Annotated in this window: 17 protein-coding genes, 1 other RNA gene and 1 pseudogene; 9 read left to right on the plus strand and 10 right to left on the minus strand. The window is 65.1% G+C overall.

From position 1 onward, the window contains the following. The first annotated feature begins 23 nt into the window (after positions 1–23). Positions 24–1703 (plus strand): DNA repair protein RecN, encoded by a 1680-nt coding sequence (gene recN, locus HKL97_RS02370; RefSeq protein ID WP_291422506.1) that lies wholly within the window; start codon positions 24–26, stop codon positions 1701–1703. Continuing rightward, a complete protein-coding gene (gene ligA / locus HKL97_RS02375; protein ID WP_291422508.1) occupies positions 1700–3712 on the plus strand; it encodes an NAD-dependent DNA ligase LigA in 2013 nt (670 codons plus the stop codon). Before recN ends, ligA begins: the two co-directional genes overlap by 4 nt. A gap of 39 nt (positions 3713–3751) precedes the next feature. On the opposite strand, the gene ssrS is transcribed toward ligA, so the two are convergent. The 3 genes from ssrS to HKL97_RS02390 all read right to left on the minus strand — a co-directional run bounded on the left by ssrS (position 3752) and on the right by HKL97_RS02390 (position 4430). Then, positions 3752–3909: non-coding RNA, 6S RNA (gene ssrS, locus HKL97_RS02380), on the minus strand. 7 nt (positions 3910–3916) lie between these two features. Further along, a complete protein-coding gene (locus HKL97_RS02385; RefSeq protein ID WP_291422510.1) occupies positions 3917–4225 on the minus strand; it encodes a cell division protein ZapA in 309 nt (102 codons plus the stop codon). A 4-nt stretch (positions 4226–4229) separates the two neighbouring features. Continuing rightward, a complete protein-coding gene (locus HKL97_RS02390) occupies positions 4230–4430 on the minus strand; it encodes a hypothetical protein (protein WP_291422512.1) in 201 nt (66 codons plus the stop codon). A gap of 40 nt (positions 4431–4470) precedes the next feature. Here HKL97_RS02390 and HKL97_RS02395 point away from each other — a divergent pair, with 40 nt between their 5' ends. The 4 genes from HKL97_RS02395 to thiE are packed head-to-tail and all read left to right on the plus strand — an operon-like array spanning position 4471 to position 7158. Further along, positions 4471–4851, plus strand: a complete 381-nt coding sequence (locus HKL97_RS02395; RefSeq protein ID WP_291422514.1) for a hypothetical protein — start codon at positions 4471–4473, stop codon at positions 4849–4851. A gap of 55 nt (positions 4852–4906) precedes the next feature. Continuing rightward, the gene (locus HKL97_RS02400) at positions 4907–5821 is read left to right on the plus strand and encodes a class I fructose-bisphosphate aldolase (protein WP_291422516.1); all 915 of its coding nucleotides are present in this window, start codon (positions 4907–4909) and stop codon (positions 5819–5821) included. Between the two features lie 9 nt (positions 5822–5830). Then, positions 5831–6520, plus strand: a complete 690-nt coding sequence (locus HKL97_RS02405; protein WP_291422517.1) for a VIT family protein — start codon at positions 5831–5833, stop codon at positions 6518–6520. Further along, the gene (gene thiE, locus HKL97_RS02410) at positions 6517–7158 is read left to right on the plus strand and encodes a thiamine phosphate synthase (protein WP_291422518.1); all 642 of its coding nucleotides are present in this window, start codon (positions 6517–6519) and stop codon (positions 7156–7158) included. Before HKL97_RS02405 ends, thiE begins: the two co-directional genes overlap by 4 nt. A gap of 35 nt (positions 7159–7193) precedes the next feature. Here thiE and HKL97_RS02415 read toward each other — a convergent pair whose 3' ends face one another. From HKL97_RS02415 to HKL97_RS02445, 7 genes are all read right to left on the minus strand, one after another. Next, on the minus strand, positions 7194–7976 hold the full coding sequence (locus tag HKL97_RS02415; protein ID WP_291422519.1) for a succinate dehydrogenase iron-sulfur subunit: 783 nt from the start codon (positions 7974–7976) through the stop codon (positions 7194–7196). 12 nt (positions 7977–7988) lie between these two features. Further along, positions 7989–9800: a succinate dehydrogenase flavoprotein subunit gene (gene sdhA / locus HKL97_RS02420; RefSeq protein ID WP_291422520.1), complete on the minus strand. Its 1812-nt coding sequence runs from the start codon at positions 9798–9800 to the stop codon at positions 7989–7991. A 20-nt stretch (positions 9801–9820) separates the two neighbouring features. Next, positions 9821–10222: a succinate dehydrogenase, hydrophobic membrane anchor protein gene (gene sdhD / locus HKL97_RS02425; protein ID WP_291422521.1), complete on the minus strand. Its 402-nt coding sequence runs from the start codon at positions 10220–10222 to the stop codon at positions 9821–9823. Between the two features lie 6 nt (positions 10223–10228). Beyond that, positions 10229–10660 (minus strand): succinate dehydrogenase, cytochrome b556 subunit, encoded by a 432-nt coding sequence (gene sdhC, locus HKL97_RS02430; RefSeq protein ID WP_291422522.1) that lies wholly within the window; start codon positions 10658–10660, stop codon positions 10229–10231. Positions 10661–10785: 125 nt separating this feature from the next. Next, on the minus strand, positions 10786–11436 hold the full coding sequence (locus tag HKL97_RS02435) for a methyltransferase (RefSeq protein ID WP_291422523.1): 651 nt from the start codon (positions 11434–11436) through the stop codon (positions 10786–10788). 2 nt (positions 11437–11438) lie between these two features. Beyond that, entirely contained in the window at positions 11439–11690 is a 252-nt protein-coding gene (locus HKL97_RS02440; protein WP_291422524.1) for a hypothetical protein, read from the minus strand. Between the two features lie 335 nt (positions 11691–12025). After that, entirely contained in the window at positions 12026–12301 is a 276-nt protein-coding gene (locus tag HKL97_RS02445; protein ID WP_291422525.1) for an accessory factor UbiK family protein, read from the minus strand. A 47-nt stretch (positions 12302–12348) separates the two neighbouring features. Here HKL97_RS02445 and rfaD point away from each other — a divergent pair, with 47 nt between their 5' ends. From rfaD to HKL97_RS02460, 3 genes and pseudogenes are all read left to right on the plus strand, one after another. After that, complete coding sequence (rfaD, locus tag HKL97_RS02450) at positions 12349–13329, plus strand: ADP-glyceromanno-heptose 6-epimerase (RefSeq protein ID WP_291422526.1); 981 nt, start codon at positions 12349–12351, stop codon at positions 13327–13329. Continuing rightward, on the plus strand, positions 13329–14171 hold the full coding sequence (gene lgt, locus HKL97_RS02455) for a prolipoprotein diacylglyceryl transferase (RefSeq protein WP_291422527.1): 843 nt from the start codon (positions 13329–13331) through the stop codon (positions 14169–14171). Before rfaD ends, lgt begins: the two co-directional genes overlap by 1 nt. Positions 14172–14187: 16 nt before the next feature. After that, positions 14188–14300 (plus strand): annotated as a pseudogene (locus tag HKL97_RS02460) (class I SAM-dependent methyltransferase); the annotation flags it as partial.

The following is a 14300-nucleotide window of genomic DNA, read 5'->3' on the forward strand; positions in this document are numbered from 1 at the left end:
CCATGCCAAGCGGGCGGTAAGCAATGCTGAACAGTCTGTCGATCCGCGACGTCGTGCTGATCGAGCGGCTGGACCTGCATTTCGCCGCTGGTCTCACCACCCTCACCGGCGAAACCGGGGCGGGTAAATCCATCTTGCTCGACAGCCTCGGCCTGGCCCTTGGCGCGCGTGCCGACACCGGGCTGATCCGCTCCGGCGCGGCCCAGGCGGTGGTGGCGGCTGCGTTTTCGGTCACCCCCGGCCACCCGGCGGGCGAACTGCTGAGCGAACAAGGGCTGGACACCGGCTCCGAGATCCTGCTGCGCCGCATCGTCACGCGCGATGGCCGCTCCCGCGCGCTGGTGAACGACCAGCCGGTCAGCCTGAACTTCCTGAAGACCCTGAGCGCGCTGCTGATCGAGGTGCAGGGCCAGCACGAGCAGGTGGGCCTGGCCGACCCGGCCAATCATCTGCTCCTGCTCGATACCTTCGGCGTGCCCCCGGAGATGCGCCAGCGCGTGGCCGGGGCGCATAAATCCTGGCGGGATTCCGCCGCGCGCCTGCGGCAGGCGGAGGAGAAAATCGCCGAGGCCGCGCGCGAGGAAGATTTTCTGCGCCACGCGGTGGATGAACTCTCCCGCCTCAACCCGCAGGCCGGTGAGGAGGACGCGCTGGCAGCCGAACGGCTGCGCCTGCAATCGGGCGAGCGGCGCGCCGAGGCCATCGCCGCCGCGCTGGCCGAACTCACCCCGCGTGAGCGCCGCGCCTCCGGCCCGGCAGCGCATCTGCGCGCCGCCGCGCGGGCGCTGGGGCGGGTGGCGGCACCTGCGGGCGGTGAAAACCCCGCCGCCGGAGCGATGGCCGCCATCGAGCGCGCGGAAGAAGCGGTGAGCGAGGCGGAAACCCTGCTCAGCCGCCTGGCGCTGGAGGCCGAGGCCGACCCGCGTGCCCTGGAGGCCACCGAGGAACGGCTGTTCGCGCTGCGGGCCGCCGCGCGCAAGCACGGCGTTCCCGTGGTCTCGCTGCCTGAATTCCTCGCCGAGTTGCGCGCCAAACTGGCCGCGCTGGAAACCGGCGCCGCCGACATCGCGGCGCTGACCCGCGAGACCGCCACACGGCGCGCCGCCTATGTGGAGGCCGCCGCCGCGCTATCGGGCCTGCGCGAACAGGCCGGGGCGGATCTGATGCAAGCCCTGGCCGCCGAGCTGCCGCCGCTAAAGCTGGAGCGCGCCCGCTTCGTGGTGGAGCGGACCATGCTGCCCGAGGCCGGCTGGGGCCCGCGCGGGGCCGATTCGGTTAAATTCCTCATCAGTACCAACCCAGGCGAGCCACCCGGCGCGCTTGATAAAATCGCCTCAGGCGGCGAGCTCTCGCGGCTCATGCTGGGGTTAAAAGTGGTGCTGACCGGCGGCGGCGCGGTGGAAACCCTGATTTTTGACGAGGTGGACTCCGGCATCGGCGGCGCGACCGCCGCGGCCGTGGGCGAGCGCCTCGCCCGCGTCGCGCGCAATGTGCAGGTCCTCGTCGTCACGCATTCGCCGCAGGTGGCCGCCCGCGGTGCCGCGCAACTGCGCGTCGCCAAGCGCATCGAGGGTGAGCGCGCGCTCACCGTGGTTGACACGCTGGACGGCCCGGCCCGCCGCGAGGAGATCGCCCGCATGCTCGCCGGAGAAATCATCACGGACGCCGCCCGCGAGGCGGCGGGAAGCCTGCTCGCGCCATGACCTCTGCAAACACCCGCCTCGATGAGCTGATGGCGCAAATCGCCGCCGCCAACCGCGCGTATTACACGCACGACGCCCCGGTGATGAGCGATGCCGCCTATGACGCGCTGCGCCGCGAGGCGGAAGCATTGCTGGCCGCCCACCCCGCGCTTGGCGCTGCGCGCGTGCTGGCCGAAATCGGCGCGAAACCGGCGCCAAAATTCAAGAAGATCATCCACGCCACGCCGATGCTCTCGCTGGACAACATCTTCGCCCCCGAGGACTTCCCCGAATTCTGCGCGCGCATCCGGCGGTTTCTCGGGCTGGGCGGCGCACCGCTGGAATTCGCCGCCGAACCGAAGATTGACGGGCTTTCCATCTCGCTCACCTATGAGCACCATAAATTTCTCTCCGCCGCCACGCGCGGCGACGGCACCGAAGGCGAGGATGTCACCGCCAACCTGCTCACGCTGAAATCCCTGCCGCTCAGTTTGCCCGGGGATGCCCCCGCGCGCATCGAAATCCGCGGCGAGGTGTATATGACCAAGGCGGATTTCCTGGCGCTCAACGAGGCGCAGGAAAAGCCGTTCGCCAACCCGCGCAACGCCGCCGCCGGCAGCCTGCGCCAGCTAGACCCCAGCATCACCGCGCAACGCAAGCTCTCGCTGTTTGCCTACGCGCAGGGTGAATCCGCCGCCCCGGTTGCGCAAACCCACTGGGAATATCTGCAAAAACTCAAGGACTGGGGGTTTGATGTCAACCCGCTCTCCCAACTCATCTCCGAAGGCGCGGCGCAAGATTTCCAAAACAGCATCGGCATCGCGCGGGCCGCCCTGCCCTATGACATTGACGGTGTGGTGTACAAGCTGAACGACATCGCCTTGCAGAACCGCCTGGGTTTCGCCGGGCGCGCGCCGCGCTGGGCCATCGCCTGGAAGTTTCCCGCCGAACGGGCCAGCACCTTGCTGGAAGATATCGAAATCCAAGTCGGGCGCACCGGCGCGCTCACGCCGCGCGCGCGCTTAACGCCGGTGAATGTCGGCGGGGTGCTGGTGCAATACGCCACGCTGCACAACGAGGATGAAATCGCCCGCAAGGATGTGCGCAGCGGCGATATTGTGGAGTTGCAGCGCGCTGGCGATGTGATTCCGCAAATCCTTGGCGTGCTCAAACGCGGCGAACACACCAGGCCGTTCGTCTTCCCCACGCATTGCCCGGTATGCGGCAGCCTCGCCGCGCGCGACGCCGGCGAGGCGGTGCGCCGCTGCACCGGCGGGCTGAGCTGCCCGGCGCAGGTCATCGAGCGGCTCATCCATTTCTGCGCGCGCGGCGCGTTTGACATCGAAGGCATGGGCGAGAAAACCGTTGTGGAACTCTACAATGCCGGGCTGATAACATCCGCCGCCGATATTTTCCGCCTGCCGGAACACGAGGCGGAAATCGCCGGGCGTGAAGGCTGGGGCAAGCTCTCCGCCGCCAACCTCATCGCCGCGATCGAGGCGCGGCGCGCCATCGCCCTGCCCCGCTTCATCTTCGCGCTGGGCATCCGCCGCGTCGGCGAGAACAACGCGAAGCTGCTGGCCCGCCACTACGGCTCCTACGCCAACTGGCGCGCAAGCATGCAGGCCGCCACTGAAATCGGCTCCGATGCACGGCTTGAGCTTGGCTCCATCTCCGGCATCGGCCCGGCGATCGCCACCGACCTCGCCGCGTTCTTCGCCGAGCCGCATAACCTCGCCACGCTCGATGCGCTGGAGGATTATCTCACCATCACCGGCGCACCCAGCGCCGGGGGCGCTGATTCACCTTTGGCCGGCAAGACCATTGTGTTCACCGGCACGCTCACCATGGCCCGGCCGGAGGCGAAAGCCCGCGCGGAATCGCGCGGCGCGAAAGTCACCGAATCGGTCTCGAAAAAAACCGATTACGTGGTGGTGGGGGCTGATGCGGGATCAAAAGCCAAAAAAGCCGCCGAGCTGGGGCTGCATATTTTGAGCGAGGACGAGTTTCGCGCCCTCGCCGGGCTATAGAGCGCAATCAAGGCTATAAGTGATTTTTGCAAAAGTCACTGTGGAGCCGCCCTGGCCGTTGGTTTTATACATCCTCCCAAGGCCTGCTTGTGCAGGTGGGCGCCAGATACCCGGACCAAGGCCCGGACAGAGCCAGCTCCCGAGGGAGATGCTTACGGCCCTGGGGATGATTTGCCTGACGAACCGGGCAGCTCCACCCCTTACTTAGGCGTCTAACAGGTCCGCTGCAATCTCTTCCGCGCGGGCGGCGACGCGGCGCAGCCTGGCGCGGCGCTCCGGGTTGGGTTTTTCCACCGGTGCGGGCGCGTTGTTGCGCAGATCGTGCAGCTCATCGGCCAGCAGCAGCGAGGCCAGCATCAGCAGCCGCGCCTCGCCGGACTGGCCGCCGATGGATTTGATGCTGTTGATCCGCTGCTCGATCTCGGCGGCCATGCGCTCCAGATGCGACTCCTGACCGTCCTCGCACCCGACGGTATACACATAGCCGTTAATCCGGATGGTCACTTGCGCCATGGGGTTACTCCGTCTGGCCGGTTGATCCGGGCGTATCCAGCCCGGCACGCAAATGTTCGATCACCATATCAAGCGAGCGGGCCACGGCCTCGCGGTCTAACTCAGGACCTGCGGGCGGCTTGGCCGGTTGAGCAAGCGACGCGATCTTGCGCAGCGCGATTTCGATACGTTCCAGGATTTCGTCTTCAGACTCAGACTCGGGCATGGTAGCCATTCAACCCGACACGGATATGAAAAGTCAATAAATGATAAACCTACCCCCGGCGGTGATCGTGCACAGCCTCGCCGATGCCAAGGCGGCGCTGGCGCCCGGCCGGGCGCTTACGCTGCTCTCATCCCCCGGCGCCGGGCAATTCGCCGGCTGCCTGTGGTGGTGCGAACTGCTGGCGGCGGCGGGCTTTGCCGGCCCGGCGCTGCTGGACTGCGGCCCCGCCCCCGGCCGCGCGCTGGAGGCGCTGCACCTGGGCCTGGGCGGCGTGGTGCTGCACGCGCCGGCACCGGCTTTCAGCCTTGTCGCGCAGCTTGCCGCGGCACAGGGCGCGCTGGCGCTCCCGCTTGCCCCGCCCGCGCTCGATTTGCGCCTGAATGGCGCCATAAGACGGCTGGAATCCTGGCTGGACGGATGACAATAACGCACCCATGCGTTACATCCGGCTTGGTTTTCAACACGGTGGAGCAAACATGCATATTTCGCAGCGGGTTAAAAAGATTCTGTCGCATTATGAAAGCGACAATCCCGGGACCAAGACAAACCTCGCCCGCATTCTCATGCACGGCAAGCTCGGCGGCACCGGCAGGCTGGTCATTCTCCCCGTGGATCAGGGCTTCGAGCATGGTCCGGCCCGCTCTTTCGCGCCCAACCCCGCCGGGTACGACCCGCATTACCACTTCAAGCTCGCGATCGACGCCGGGCTCTCCGCCTACGCCGCGCCGCTGGGCATGCTCGAAGCCGGCGCTGACACCTTCGCGGGCGCGATCCCGACCATCCTGAAGGTCAACTCCTCCAACTCGCTCGCCACCGACAAGAACCAGGCCGTCACCGGCTCGGTGAACGACGCGCTGCGCCTGGGTTGCTCGGCCATCGGCTTCACCATCTATCCGGGCAGCGAATTCGCCTTCGACCTGATGGAGGAAATCCGCGAACTGGCCGAGGAAGCCAAGGCCGTCGGCCTCGCCGTCGTCGTCTGGTCGTACCCGCGCGGGCCGGAGCTGGACAAGGCCGCCGAAACCGCCTTCGACATCTGCGCCTACGCCGCCCACATGGCCGCCCTGCTCGGCGCGCACATCATCAAGGTGAAGCCGCCGACCGCCGTGGTCTCACTGGAAGCCGCGAAGAAATCCTACGCCAATATCGACGGCTCCACGATGGCCAAGCGCATCGAGCACATCGTGCAGTCCTGCTTCGCGGGCAAGCGCATCGTCGTGTTCTCGGGCGGAGAGTCCAAGAGCCTCGATGGCCTGTACGACGAAGTCCGCGCCTTGCGTGACGGCGGCGCCAACGGCTCCATCATCGGGCGCAACACCTTCCAGCGCCCGCGCGAGGAAGCCTTGGCCATGCTCGCCAAGATCATCGAGATCTACCAGGGCAAAGCCTGAGTCTAACGCGTGAGCGCCCCCAGGCAAACCCACCGCACCGGCCGCTCCGGCTGGCTGCGCGCCGCCGTCCTGGGGGCGAATGACGGCATTCTCTCCACCGCCAGCCTGGTGCTGGGGGTGGCCGCCGCCCACGGCACGCATCAATCCGTGCTGGTGGCCGGGGTCTCCGGCCTGCTCGCCGGGGCCATGGCCATGGCCTCGGGGGAATTTGTCTCCGTCCACTCACAGGCCGACATCGAAGCCGCGGATCTGGCGCTGGAGCTTATCCATCTCGAGGACCATGAAGCCGAGCTGGAGGAGCTGGCGGAAATCTACGTCGGGCGCGGGCTCACCCCGGCGCTCGCCGCCGAGGTTGCCGCGCAGCTGATGGCGCATGACGCCCTGGCCGCCCATGCCCGCGATGAACTCGGCATCACTGCGGAGCTGAAGGCCCGCCCCGGGCAGGCCGCCATCGCCTCCGCCATCTCCTTTTCCGGCGGCGCGCTGCTGCCGCTGCTGGCCAGCATCCTGGCCCCGCTGCCAGAACTCATCCCCAGCGTGGCCGTTGCCTCCCTGTTTTTCCTGGCGCTGCTTGGCGCCCTGGCCGCGCACAGCGGCGGCGCCCCCGTGCTGCGCAGCGCGCTGCGGGTCAGCTTCTGGGGCGCGGCCGCCATGGCCACAACCGCCATCGCCGGCACATTATTTGGAACCTACGCATGACAGCCGCCCCTGACTGCCGCCTCTACCTCATCACCCCGCCGGTGCTGCCCGGAAATTTCGCTGACCAACTCGCCGCCGCGCTTGATGCCGGCGATGTCGCCGCGGTGCAACTGCGGTTGAAGGACACGCCAGATTCAGAAGTGCAAAAAGCCATCGAGCGGCTGCGCCCCGTCGTGCAGTCGCGCGATGCCGCCTTTTTGCTCAACGACCGTCCGGACCTCGCGGTGAAACACGGTTGTGACGGCGCTCATGTCGGCCAGAGCGATATGAACATCATCCAGGCCCGCAAAATCCTGGGCAGCCTGACCCTGGGGGTGACCTGTCATAACTCGCTGCATCTGGCCATGGAAGCCGGCGAGGCCGGGGCTGACTATGTGGCGTTTGGCGCCTTTTTCCCCACCGCGACCAAGGAGCCGCCCGAAATGGCGGAAATCTCCACGCTCAAAGCCTGGGCCGAGATCATGGAAATCCCCTGCGTCGCCATCGGCGGGATCACCGCCGCAAACTGCGCGCCCCTGGTGCAGGCGGGCGCCGAATTCCTCGCCGTCGTCGGCGCGGTATGGAACCATCCTGAAGGCCCGGCCGCGGGCGTGCGGGCCATGCTCAAAGCCATTGAAGCTGCGGCATCGGGCGGATAAAAAAACCAGGGGAACGCCCCTGGTTTTTGTCTGCGTTAGCCCTGGCGTTCCAGCATCAGCTGCTTGACCTTGCCGATCGCCTTGGCTGGGTTCAGGCCCTTGGGGCAGGTCTGGGTGCAGTTCATGATGGTGTGGCAGCGATAGAGCTTGAACGGATCTTCCAGCGCGTCGAGGCGCTGGCCGGTGTGTTCGTCGCGGCTATCGGCGATCCAGCGATAGGCGGCCATCAGCACGGCCGGGCCGAGGTAGCGGTCCCCGTTCCACCAGTAGCTCGGGCACGAGGTGGAGCAGCAGAAGCAGAGGATGCACTCCCACAGCCCGTCAAGCTCGGCGCGCTCTTCCTTGCTCTGGAGGCGCTCACCATCGGGCGGCGGCGGCGTGTCCGATTGCAACCAAGGCTCGATGGAGCGGTATTGCGCGTAGGCCTGGCTGAGGTCGGGCACCAGATCCTTCACCACCGGCATATGCGGCAGCGGGCTGATCGCCACAGGGCCCTGGACTTCCTCAATCGGCTTGAGGCAGGCGAGCGTGTTGGTGCCGTCGATGTTCATGGCGCAGGAGCCGCAGATGCCCTCGCGGCAGGAGCGGCGGAAGGTCAGCGAGGCGTCGACCTCATTTTTGATCTTGATGATCGCATCCAGCACCATCGGGCCGCAGGTGTCGAGATCGATCTCATAGGTATCGGTGACCGGGTTTTTCCCGTCATCGGGGTTCCAGCGATAGACCTTGAATTCCTTGACGCGCTTGGCACCTGCCGGGGCCTTGTAGGTTTTGCCCACGCCGACCTTGGAATTCGCGGGAAGCGTAAATTCTGCCATGTTCGTGACCCCTTAATATACGCGCTTCTTGGGTGGGAAAACGGAGACTTCATTGGTGAGGGTCTGCATCTTCACCGGGCGGTATTCCAGTTTAACGCCCCCCTTCTCATCGCAATAGGCAACAGTGTGCTTCATCCAGTTCGCATCGTCGCGGTCCGGGAAGTCGTCATGCGCCTGCGCGCCGCGGCTTTCCTTGCGGGCTTCGGCACCCACCATGGTGGCCATGGCGTTGCCCATCAGGTTGTCCAACTCCAGCGCTTCCATCAGGTCGGAGTTCCACACCAGACTACGGTCAGAAACCCCCATATCCTCAAGCCCGCCCCAGAGCTTCGTCATCTTCTCCACGCCCTCGGTCAGGCTCTTGGAGTTGCGGAACACCGCGGCATGGCCCTGCATGGTGCGTTGCAGCGTGTCGCGCAGCGCGGCCACCTTGGTGCCGCCCTTGGCGTGACGGGTTTTATCGAACCGGGCCAGCGAGGCCTCGCCCGCACCGGCGGGCAGCGGCGCCTGGGTGGCGCCGGGCTTCACAATCTCGGCGGCGCGGTGAGCGGCGGCGCGGCCGAACACCACGAGGTCGAGCAGGGAGTTGGTGCCAAGCCGGTTGGCCCCATGCACGGAGACGCAGGCGGCCTCGCCCACGGCCATCAGCCCAGGGACGATGGCATCCGGGTTGGAGGGCGTCGGGCGCAGCACTTCCGCCTTATAATTCGTCGGGATGCCGCCCATGTTGTAGTGCACGGTCGGCAGCACGGGGATGGCTTCCTTGGTCACATCGACGCCGGCGAACACGCGCGCGGTCTCCGAAATGCCAGGCAGGCGCTCGTGCAGGATATCCGCTCCCAGATGCTCCAGATGCAGCAGGATATGGTCCTTGTTCGGTCCCACACCGCGGCCCTCGTTAATCTCGACGGTCATCGAGCGCGACACCACATCGCGCGAGGCGAGGTCTTTGGCGGTCGGCGCGTAGCGTTCCATGAAGCGCTCGCCCTCCGAATTGGTGAGATAGCCGCCTTCGCCGCGCGCGCCTTCGGTGATCAGGCAGCCGGCGGGGAAAATCCCGGTCGGGTGGAACTGCACGAATTCCATATCCTGCACCGGCAACCCGGCGCGGATGACCATGCCGCCGCCATCGCCCGTGCAGGTGTGGGCGGAAGTGCACGAGAGGAAGGCGCGGCCATAACCGCCGGTGGCCAGCACAACCTGCTGCGCGCGGAAACGGTGGATGGTGCCGTCCTCAAGGTTCCAGGCCATCACGCCGCGGCAGGCGCCTTCGGAGTCCATGATCAGGTCGAGCGCGAAATATTCGACGAAGAACTCGACCTCGTGCTTCAGGCTCTGCTGATAGAGTGTGTGCAGCATGGCGTGGCCGGTACGGTCAGCCGCGGCGCAGGCGCGCATCGCCGGCTCCTTGCCGTATTCCTTCATATGGCCGCCGAACGGGCGCTGATAAATCTTGCCGTCCTCGGTGCGCGAGAAGGGCATGCCGTAATGCTCCAGCTCATAAATCGCCGGCACCGCCTCGCGGCACATGTACTCGATGGCATCCTGGTCGCCCAGCCAGTCCGACCCTTTCACGGTGTCATACATATGCCAGCGCCAATCGTCCTCGCCCATGTTGCCCAGCGCGGCGGAAATGCCGCCCTGCGCCGCCACCGTATGCGAGCGGGTGGGAAACACCTTGGTGATGCAAGCGGTTTTGAGACCGGCAGCGCCCATACCAAGGGTGGTGCGCAGGCCCGAACCACCCGCGCCGACGACCACGACATCATAGGTATGGTCGATAACCTGATAGGCACCGAGTGAAGGTTTTGAAAACGCGTTCATGAGGTCAAGATCCGTTTTGCTTAAAAGGCGAGTTTAAGGACAGACACCGCGCAGGCCAGGGCAAGCACGGCGATGCCGCCCTTGAGCACCAGGAGCGTCATCATCCGCTTGGCGTCGTTGCGCACATAGTCCTCGACCACCACCTGCAGCCCGAGGCTGAGATGGGAGAACAGCGCCGCGATGAGGCAGAGAAACAGCACCGTGTTCCAGGGCTCGCCTATATAGGCGGCCATCTGCGCGCGGTCCGCGCCCGCGAGCATCAGCACCGAGAGCACAAAGTAGAGCGAGAGCGGCAGCAGCGCCATCGCGGTGACGCGCTGCGTCCACCAATGATGCAGGCCCGATTTGGCGGCGCCCAGGCCGCGCGCGCGGCCAAGCTGGCTGCGCATGATATGAACGGAGGGGGTGTTCTCGTTGCTCATGTTAATTCACCACACCAAAAAGCCGATAAACCAGAACACCACCGTGAGCACCACGGCCCCGGCAATCACCATCCGGCCGTTGCGGTGCATCGCCTCAAGCTCGAAGCCGCGGCCGCTATCCCAGAACAAATGCCGGATGCCGTTGCAGAAATGATAGAACAGGGCGAGCGTGAAACCTACGAGGACCAGCAGGCCGATCCACGAAGCCAGCAGGGCCTGCACGACCGAAAAAGCGGCGTCCCCGGCAGCGGCGCTGACCAGCCATGCGGTGAGCAGCAGCGTTCCGGCCCCCAGGGCGATGCCGGTGCCACGATGAAAAACAGAGGTCGCCGATGATAATTGCGGCTTATACACCTGCAAATGCGGAGAGAGCGGCCGGCGCACCAGCTTGCCCTCCGTGTTACGCCCCACCATCAGGGCTTCGCGGACATCCTTCATGGGAAACCTTTCTCAACAGGTCATTCAGGTTCTTTATGTTGCAGTTGCTTAGTCCCGCGCTTTGGCAGGGTCAACGTACCAAATCGTGATCATGCAACGGGCAGGCCCCGCCAAACCTTCCCGGCCTATTTCCCGGCGGAAAGCCCGAACAATCTCACCTCGCGGGCGGAGGAATCCTCAAGCTCCAGGCTTGTCGGCACCGCATAGCAGGCCAGCGCAACGCCCTCCCGCGGCGCATATCTGCGTCCCGGATCTGCGATGATAACCAGCGCACCGGCCGCGCAGCGCCGCAGCCAGGGCAGGATGTGGCGCGTCATCGGCGCCTCATAACAGACATCTCCGCACAGAATCACATCCCAGCGGCAATCCGCACCCACGATATCTCCCAGCAGCACGTTCACCGCCAGGCCATTTTCCGCAGCGTTCATGCTGATGGCCGCGGCGGCCAGCGGGTCAATTTCGGCGGCGTCCACCGCCGCTGCGCCCGCCCGCACCGCCGCCAGCGCCGCAAGGCCGCAACCGGAGGCAAAATCCAGCACGCGCAGGCCGCGCACCAGCGCGGGATGATCCGCGACATGGCGCGCCAGCGCCTCGGAGCCCGGCCAGGCAAAGGCCCAAAAGGGTGGCGCCATATCCCGTTGCTGCAAAAACGCCTCGCTCGCCTGCCACAGCGGCGTGATCTCACAGGCGAGGTAAAGCCTTATCTCCGGCACCAAGCGGGATGCGCCCAGCGCCGTATGGGCGGCAACAAAAGCGGCGGCAGCCGGAGCCGTCACATTCAGGCGAGTTGGCGGAATTTTTTCTCCGGCTGCCTGGCATAGGGGTCAACATGCACGCGATGCGTCTCGGAGAGTTCGGCCAGCTTCTTCTCCATGCCGGTCTGCTCACCCTTCACGCGGGCCCAGCGAGCGGCCAGGGGCCAGAGAACCAGGGTCAGTTGCATGAAAAACGCCGCAACCCCGGCGAGAACACGCCCCTCGGCAAAAAACGCGGCGCAGGGCAACATAGTGCTCAGCTTCGATGAAGTCATAAAGAGCTTCCTAAAATACGCATCATAAGGTCAAAATTTGTGCCCGCCTGGAAACCATGCGTCAAGGATATTTGTTTTTCAAAAACAAATTATTAAGGAAATCGCGTTAAGCAAAATCGTTAAATTTCAACGATTTGAAGAATATATAAAACAATCGTGATTTTTGAAACGGCCCTCCCCCGGAATTTTCAGAAAATTACGCATGGGGCCTAAAATACCTTAAAATTTTTACTTATTATCTTATGGCTGCATTACCAAAATACCGCAGCTCCAGAAGCTGGCGCCACAGCGCGCGACTCGGGCCGCGCGCCGCGCCAACTCTCCGCCGCCGCCTCTCAGCCTACGATATCGCCGGGTTCCGGGCGCTCGGGCGGCTGCACCTCCAACTGCGCGACCCGCGCCTCCAGCGCCTCCACCTGGGCCTTGGCGCGGCGCGCGAGCTCGGCCATCGCCTCGAATTCATCGCGCTTCACCAGGTCCAGCCGGCGCACCGTCTCGTCCACGCGGGCGCGCACAAGCCCGGCCAGCTCCTCGCGCAAGCCCGCGAAAGCGGAAATCGCACCACCGGCAACACCGGCGATGTCATCGAAAAATTTAGGACGCTCGTTCATGGCTATGGGCCTTCTCTGCAATGGTGCATCTGCATATAAGCACCCGCATGATATTGGTCACGGGTGGCGCGGGATTTATTGGCTCCAACTTGCACGCGGCGCTGCGCGCCGGCGGGCGGGAGTGTATCATCGCCGACTGGCTGGGCCATGAGGCCAAGTGGCGCAACCTGCGCCACCACCCGCCCTCGCAGGTCATCGCGCCGGAAAACCTGGGTGAATTCCTGAGCCGTGGCCCAAAGCTGAGCGCCATCGTGCATCTGGGCGCCATCTCGGAGACCACCGCGACCGATGGCGATCTCGTCTGGCGCAGCAATGTGGAACTCAGCCAGACCCTGTGGCACTGGTGCGCGGCGCACGGCACGCGCTTCATCTACGCCTCCTCCGCCGCCACCTACGGCAACGGCGCCGCCGGATTTGACGATGACATGTCCATCCCCGCCCTGCAAAAACTCCAGCCGCTCAACCTCTACGGCTGGAGCAAGCACGCCTTCGACCTTTGGGTGGCCGGGCAGATCGCGGCGGGCGCGCCCGCGCCGCCCGCCTGGGCCGGGGTGAAGTTCTTCAACGTCTACGGCCCCAACGAATACCACAAAGGCAAGATGATCTCGGTGGTGAAGGTCAAGCATGATGAAATCATCGCCGGCGGCCCGGTGCGGCTGTTCAAATCCGACCAGCCAGGCATGGCCGACGGCGCGCAGCAGCGCGACTTCATCTATATTGACGACGTGATCGCGGCGCTGGCCTTCCTCCTCGCCGCGCCGGATATCTCCGGCCTGTATAATCTCGGCACCGGCTTGGCGCGCACCTACGCAGACCTTGCCCGCGCGGTCTGCGCCGCCAATAACGTGCCGCCCAGCATCGAATATATCGAAATGCCCGCCAACCTGCGTGGCCAGTATCAATCCTTCACCCAAGCGCCTATGCACCGGCTGCGCGCCGCCGGGTTCAACCACCAGTTCCACACGCTGGAGCAGGGTGTGGGGGCCTACATCCAGAATTACCTCCTGCAAGAGGATATGTACCGTTGATGATCTTCACCTGGCCCCATTTCAGCCCCGTGCTGTTCAGCATCGGCCCGCTGGCCGTGCATTATTATGCCCTGGCCTACATCAGCGGGCTGCTCGGCGGCTGGTGGCTGGCGCAGCGGCTGGTTAAACTCTCCCCCTTTGCCGCCACCCCGCAGCAGGTGGATGACTTCCTCACCTGGGCGGTGCTGGGCGTGCTGGTCGGCGGGCGGCTCGGCTATGTGCTGTTCTACCAGGTCTACCAGGAGCCGATCTCCTACCTGCTGGCGCATCCCATCCAGATCATCGCGGTCTGGCAGGGCGGCATGAGCTCGCACGGCGGCTTCATCGGCGTCGGTATCGCCATCTACTGGTTCTGCAAGAAGCACAAGATGAACATGTTCGCCTTCGCCGACCGCATCGCCACGGTCGTGCCCATCGGGCTGTTCCTCGGCCGCTGCGCCAATTTCATCAATGGCGAGCTATGGGGCCGCGTTGCCACGCACTGGTTCCCTCTGCTCATCATCTACCCCGAATCAGCCAGCGTGGACCCGCTGAATGCCCTCAAGCCGCGCTACCCCTCGGAGCTGATCGAGGCCACGCTCGAAGGCGTGGTGCTGTTCGTCATCATGATGGTGATGATACGCTCCGAGAAATGGCGCCACCGGCCGGGCATGCTCACCGGGCTGTTCCTCATCTGCTACGCCATCGCGCGCATCATCGGCGAGTGTTTCCGCGAGCCGGACTACTTCCTCGGCTTCCTGCCCTTCGGCACCACCATGGGCCAGGTCCTCTCCATCCCCGTGTTCTTCATCGGGCTGGCGATGCTGATCTGGGCGCGCCGCCAGACCCCGCGTGCAGCCTGAGCGTTTTGACCATTTCATGGCGCGGGCGAATGCCGCCTATTACGCCACGCATGATTTTTCACGGGATTTTGTCACTGCGCCGGAGCTGACCCAGGTTTTCGGTGAGTTGCTCGGCGCCTGGGCCAAAAC

Source organism: Acidocella sp. (assembly GCF_013044125.1).
GTDB lineage: Bacteria > Pseudomonadota > Alphaproteobacteria > Acetobacterales > Acetobacteraceae > Acidocella.

What these genes read in the sequence shown, in the direction of transcription:
- HKL97_RS02390 (WP_291422512.1), bottom strand. Translation starts at nt 4,430, where the DNA reads ATGCCCGAGTCTGAGTCTGAAGACGAAATCCTGGAACGTATCGAAATC.
- HKL97_RS02440 (WP_291422524.1), bottom strand. Translation starts at nt 11,690, where the DNA reads ATGACTTCATCGAAGCTGAGCACTATGTTGCCCTGCGCCGCGTTTTTT.
- rfaD (WP_291422526.1), top strand. Translation starts at nt 12,349, where the DNA reads ATGATATTGGTCACGGGTGGCGCGGGATTTATTGGCTCCAACTTGCAC.
- ligA (WP_291422508.1), top strand. Translation starts at nt 1,700, where the DNA reads ATGACCTCTGCAAACACCCGCCTCGATGAGCTGATGGCGCAAATCGCC.
- HKL97_RS02415 (WP_291422519.1), bottom strand. Translation starts at nt 7,976, where the DNA reads ATGGCAGAATTTACGCTTCCCGCGAATTCCAAGGTCGGCGTGGGCAAA.
- HKL97_RS02445 (WP_291422525.1), bottom strand. Translation starts at nt 12,301, where the DNA reads ATGAACGAGCGTCCTAAATTTTTCGATGACATCGCCGGTGTTGCCGGT.
- sdhD (WP_291422521.1), bottom strand. Translation starts at nt 10,222, where the DNA reads ATGAGCAACGAGAACACCCCCTCCGTTCATATCATGCGCAGCCAGCTT.
- thiE (WP_291422518.1), top strand. Translation starts at nt 6,517, where the DNA reads ATGACAGCCGCCCCTGACTGCCGCCTCTACCTCATCACCCCGCCGGTG.
- recN (WP_291422506.1), top strand. Translation starts at nt 24, where the DNA reads ATGCTGAACAGTCTGTCGATCCGCGACGTCGTGCTGATCGAGCGGCTG.
- sdhC (WP_291422522.1), bottom strand. Translation starts at nt 10,660, where the DNA reads ATGAAGGATGTCCGCGAAGCCCTGATGGTGGGGCGTAACACGGAGGGC.
- HKL97_RS02385 (WP_291422510.1), bottom strand. Translation starts at nt 4,225, where the DNA reads ATGGCGCAAGTGACCATCCGGATTAACGGCTATGTGTATACCGTCGGG.
- HKL97_RS02395 (WP_291422514.1), top strand. Translation starts at nt 4,471, where the DNA reads ATGATAAACCTACCCCCGGCGGTGATCGTGCACAGCCTCGCCGATGCC.
- sdhA (WP_291422520.1), bottom strand. Translation starts at nt 9,800, where the DNA reads ATGAACGCGTTTTCAAAACCTTCACTCGGTGCCTATCAGGTTATCGAC.
- lgt (WP_291422527.1), top strand. Translation starts at nt 13,329, where the DNA reads ATGATCTTCACCTGGCCCCATTTCAGCCCCGTGCTGTTCAGCATCGGC.
- HKL97_RS02400 (WP_291422516.1), top strand. Translation starts at nt 4,907, where the DNA reads ATGCATATTTCGCAGCGGGTTAAAAAGATTCTGTCGCATTATGAAAGC.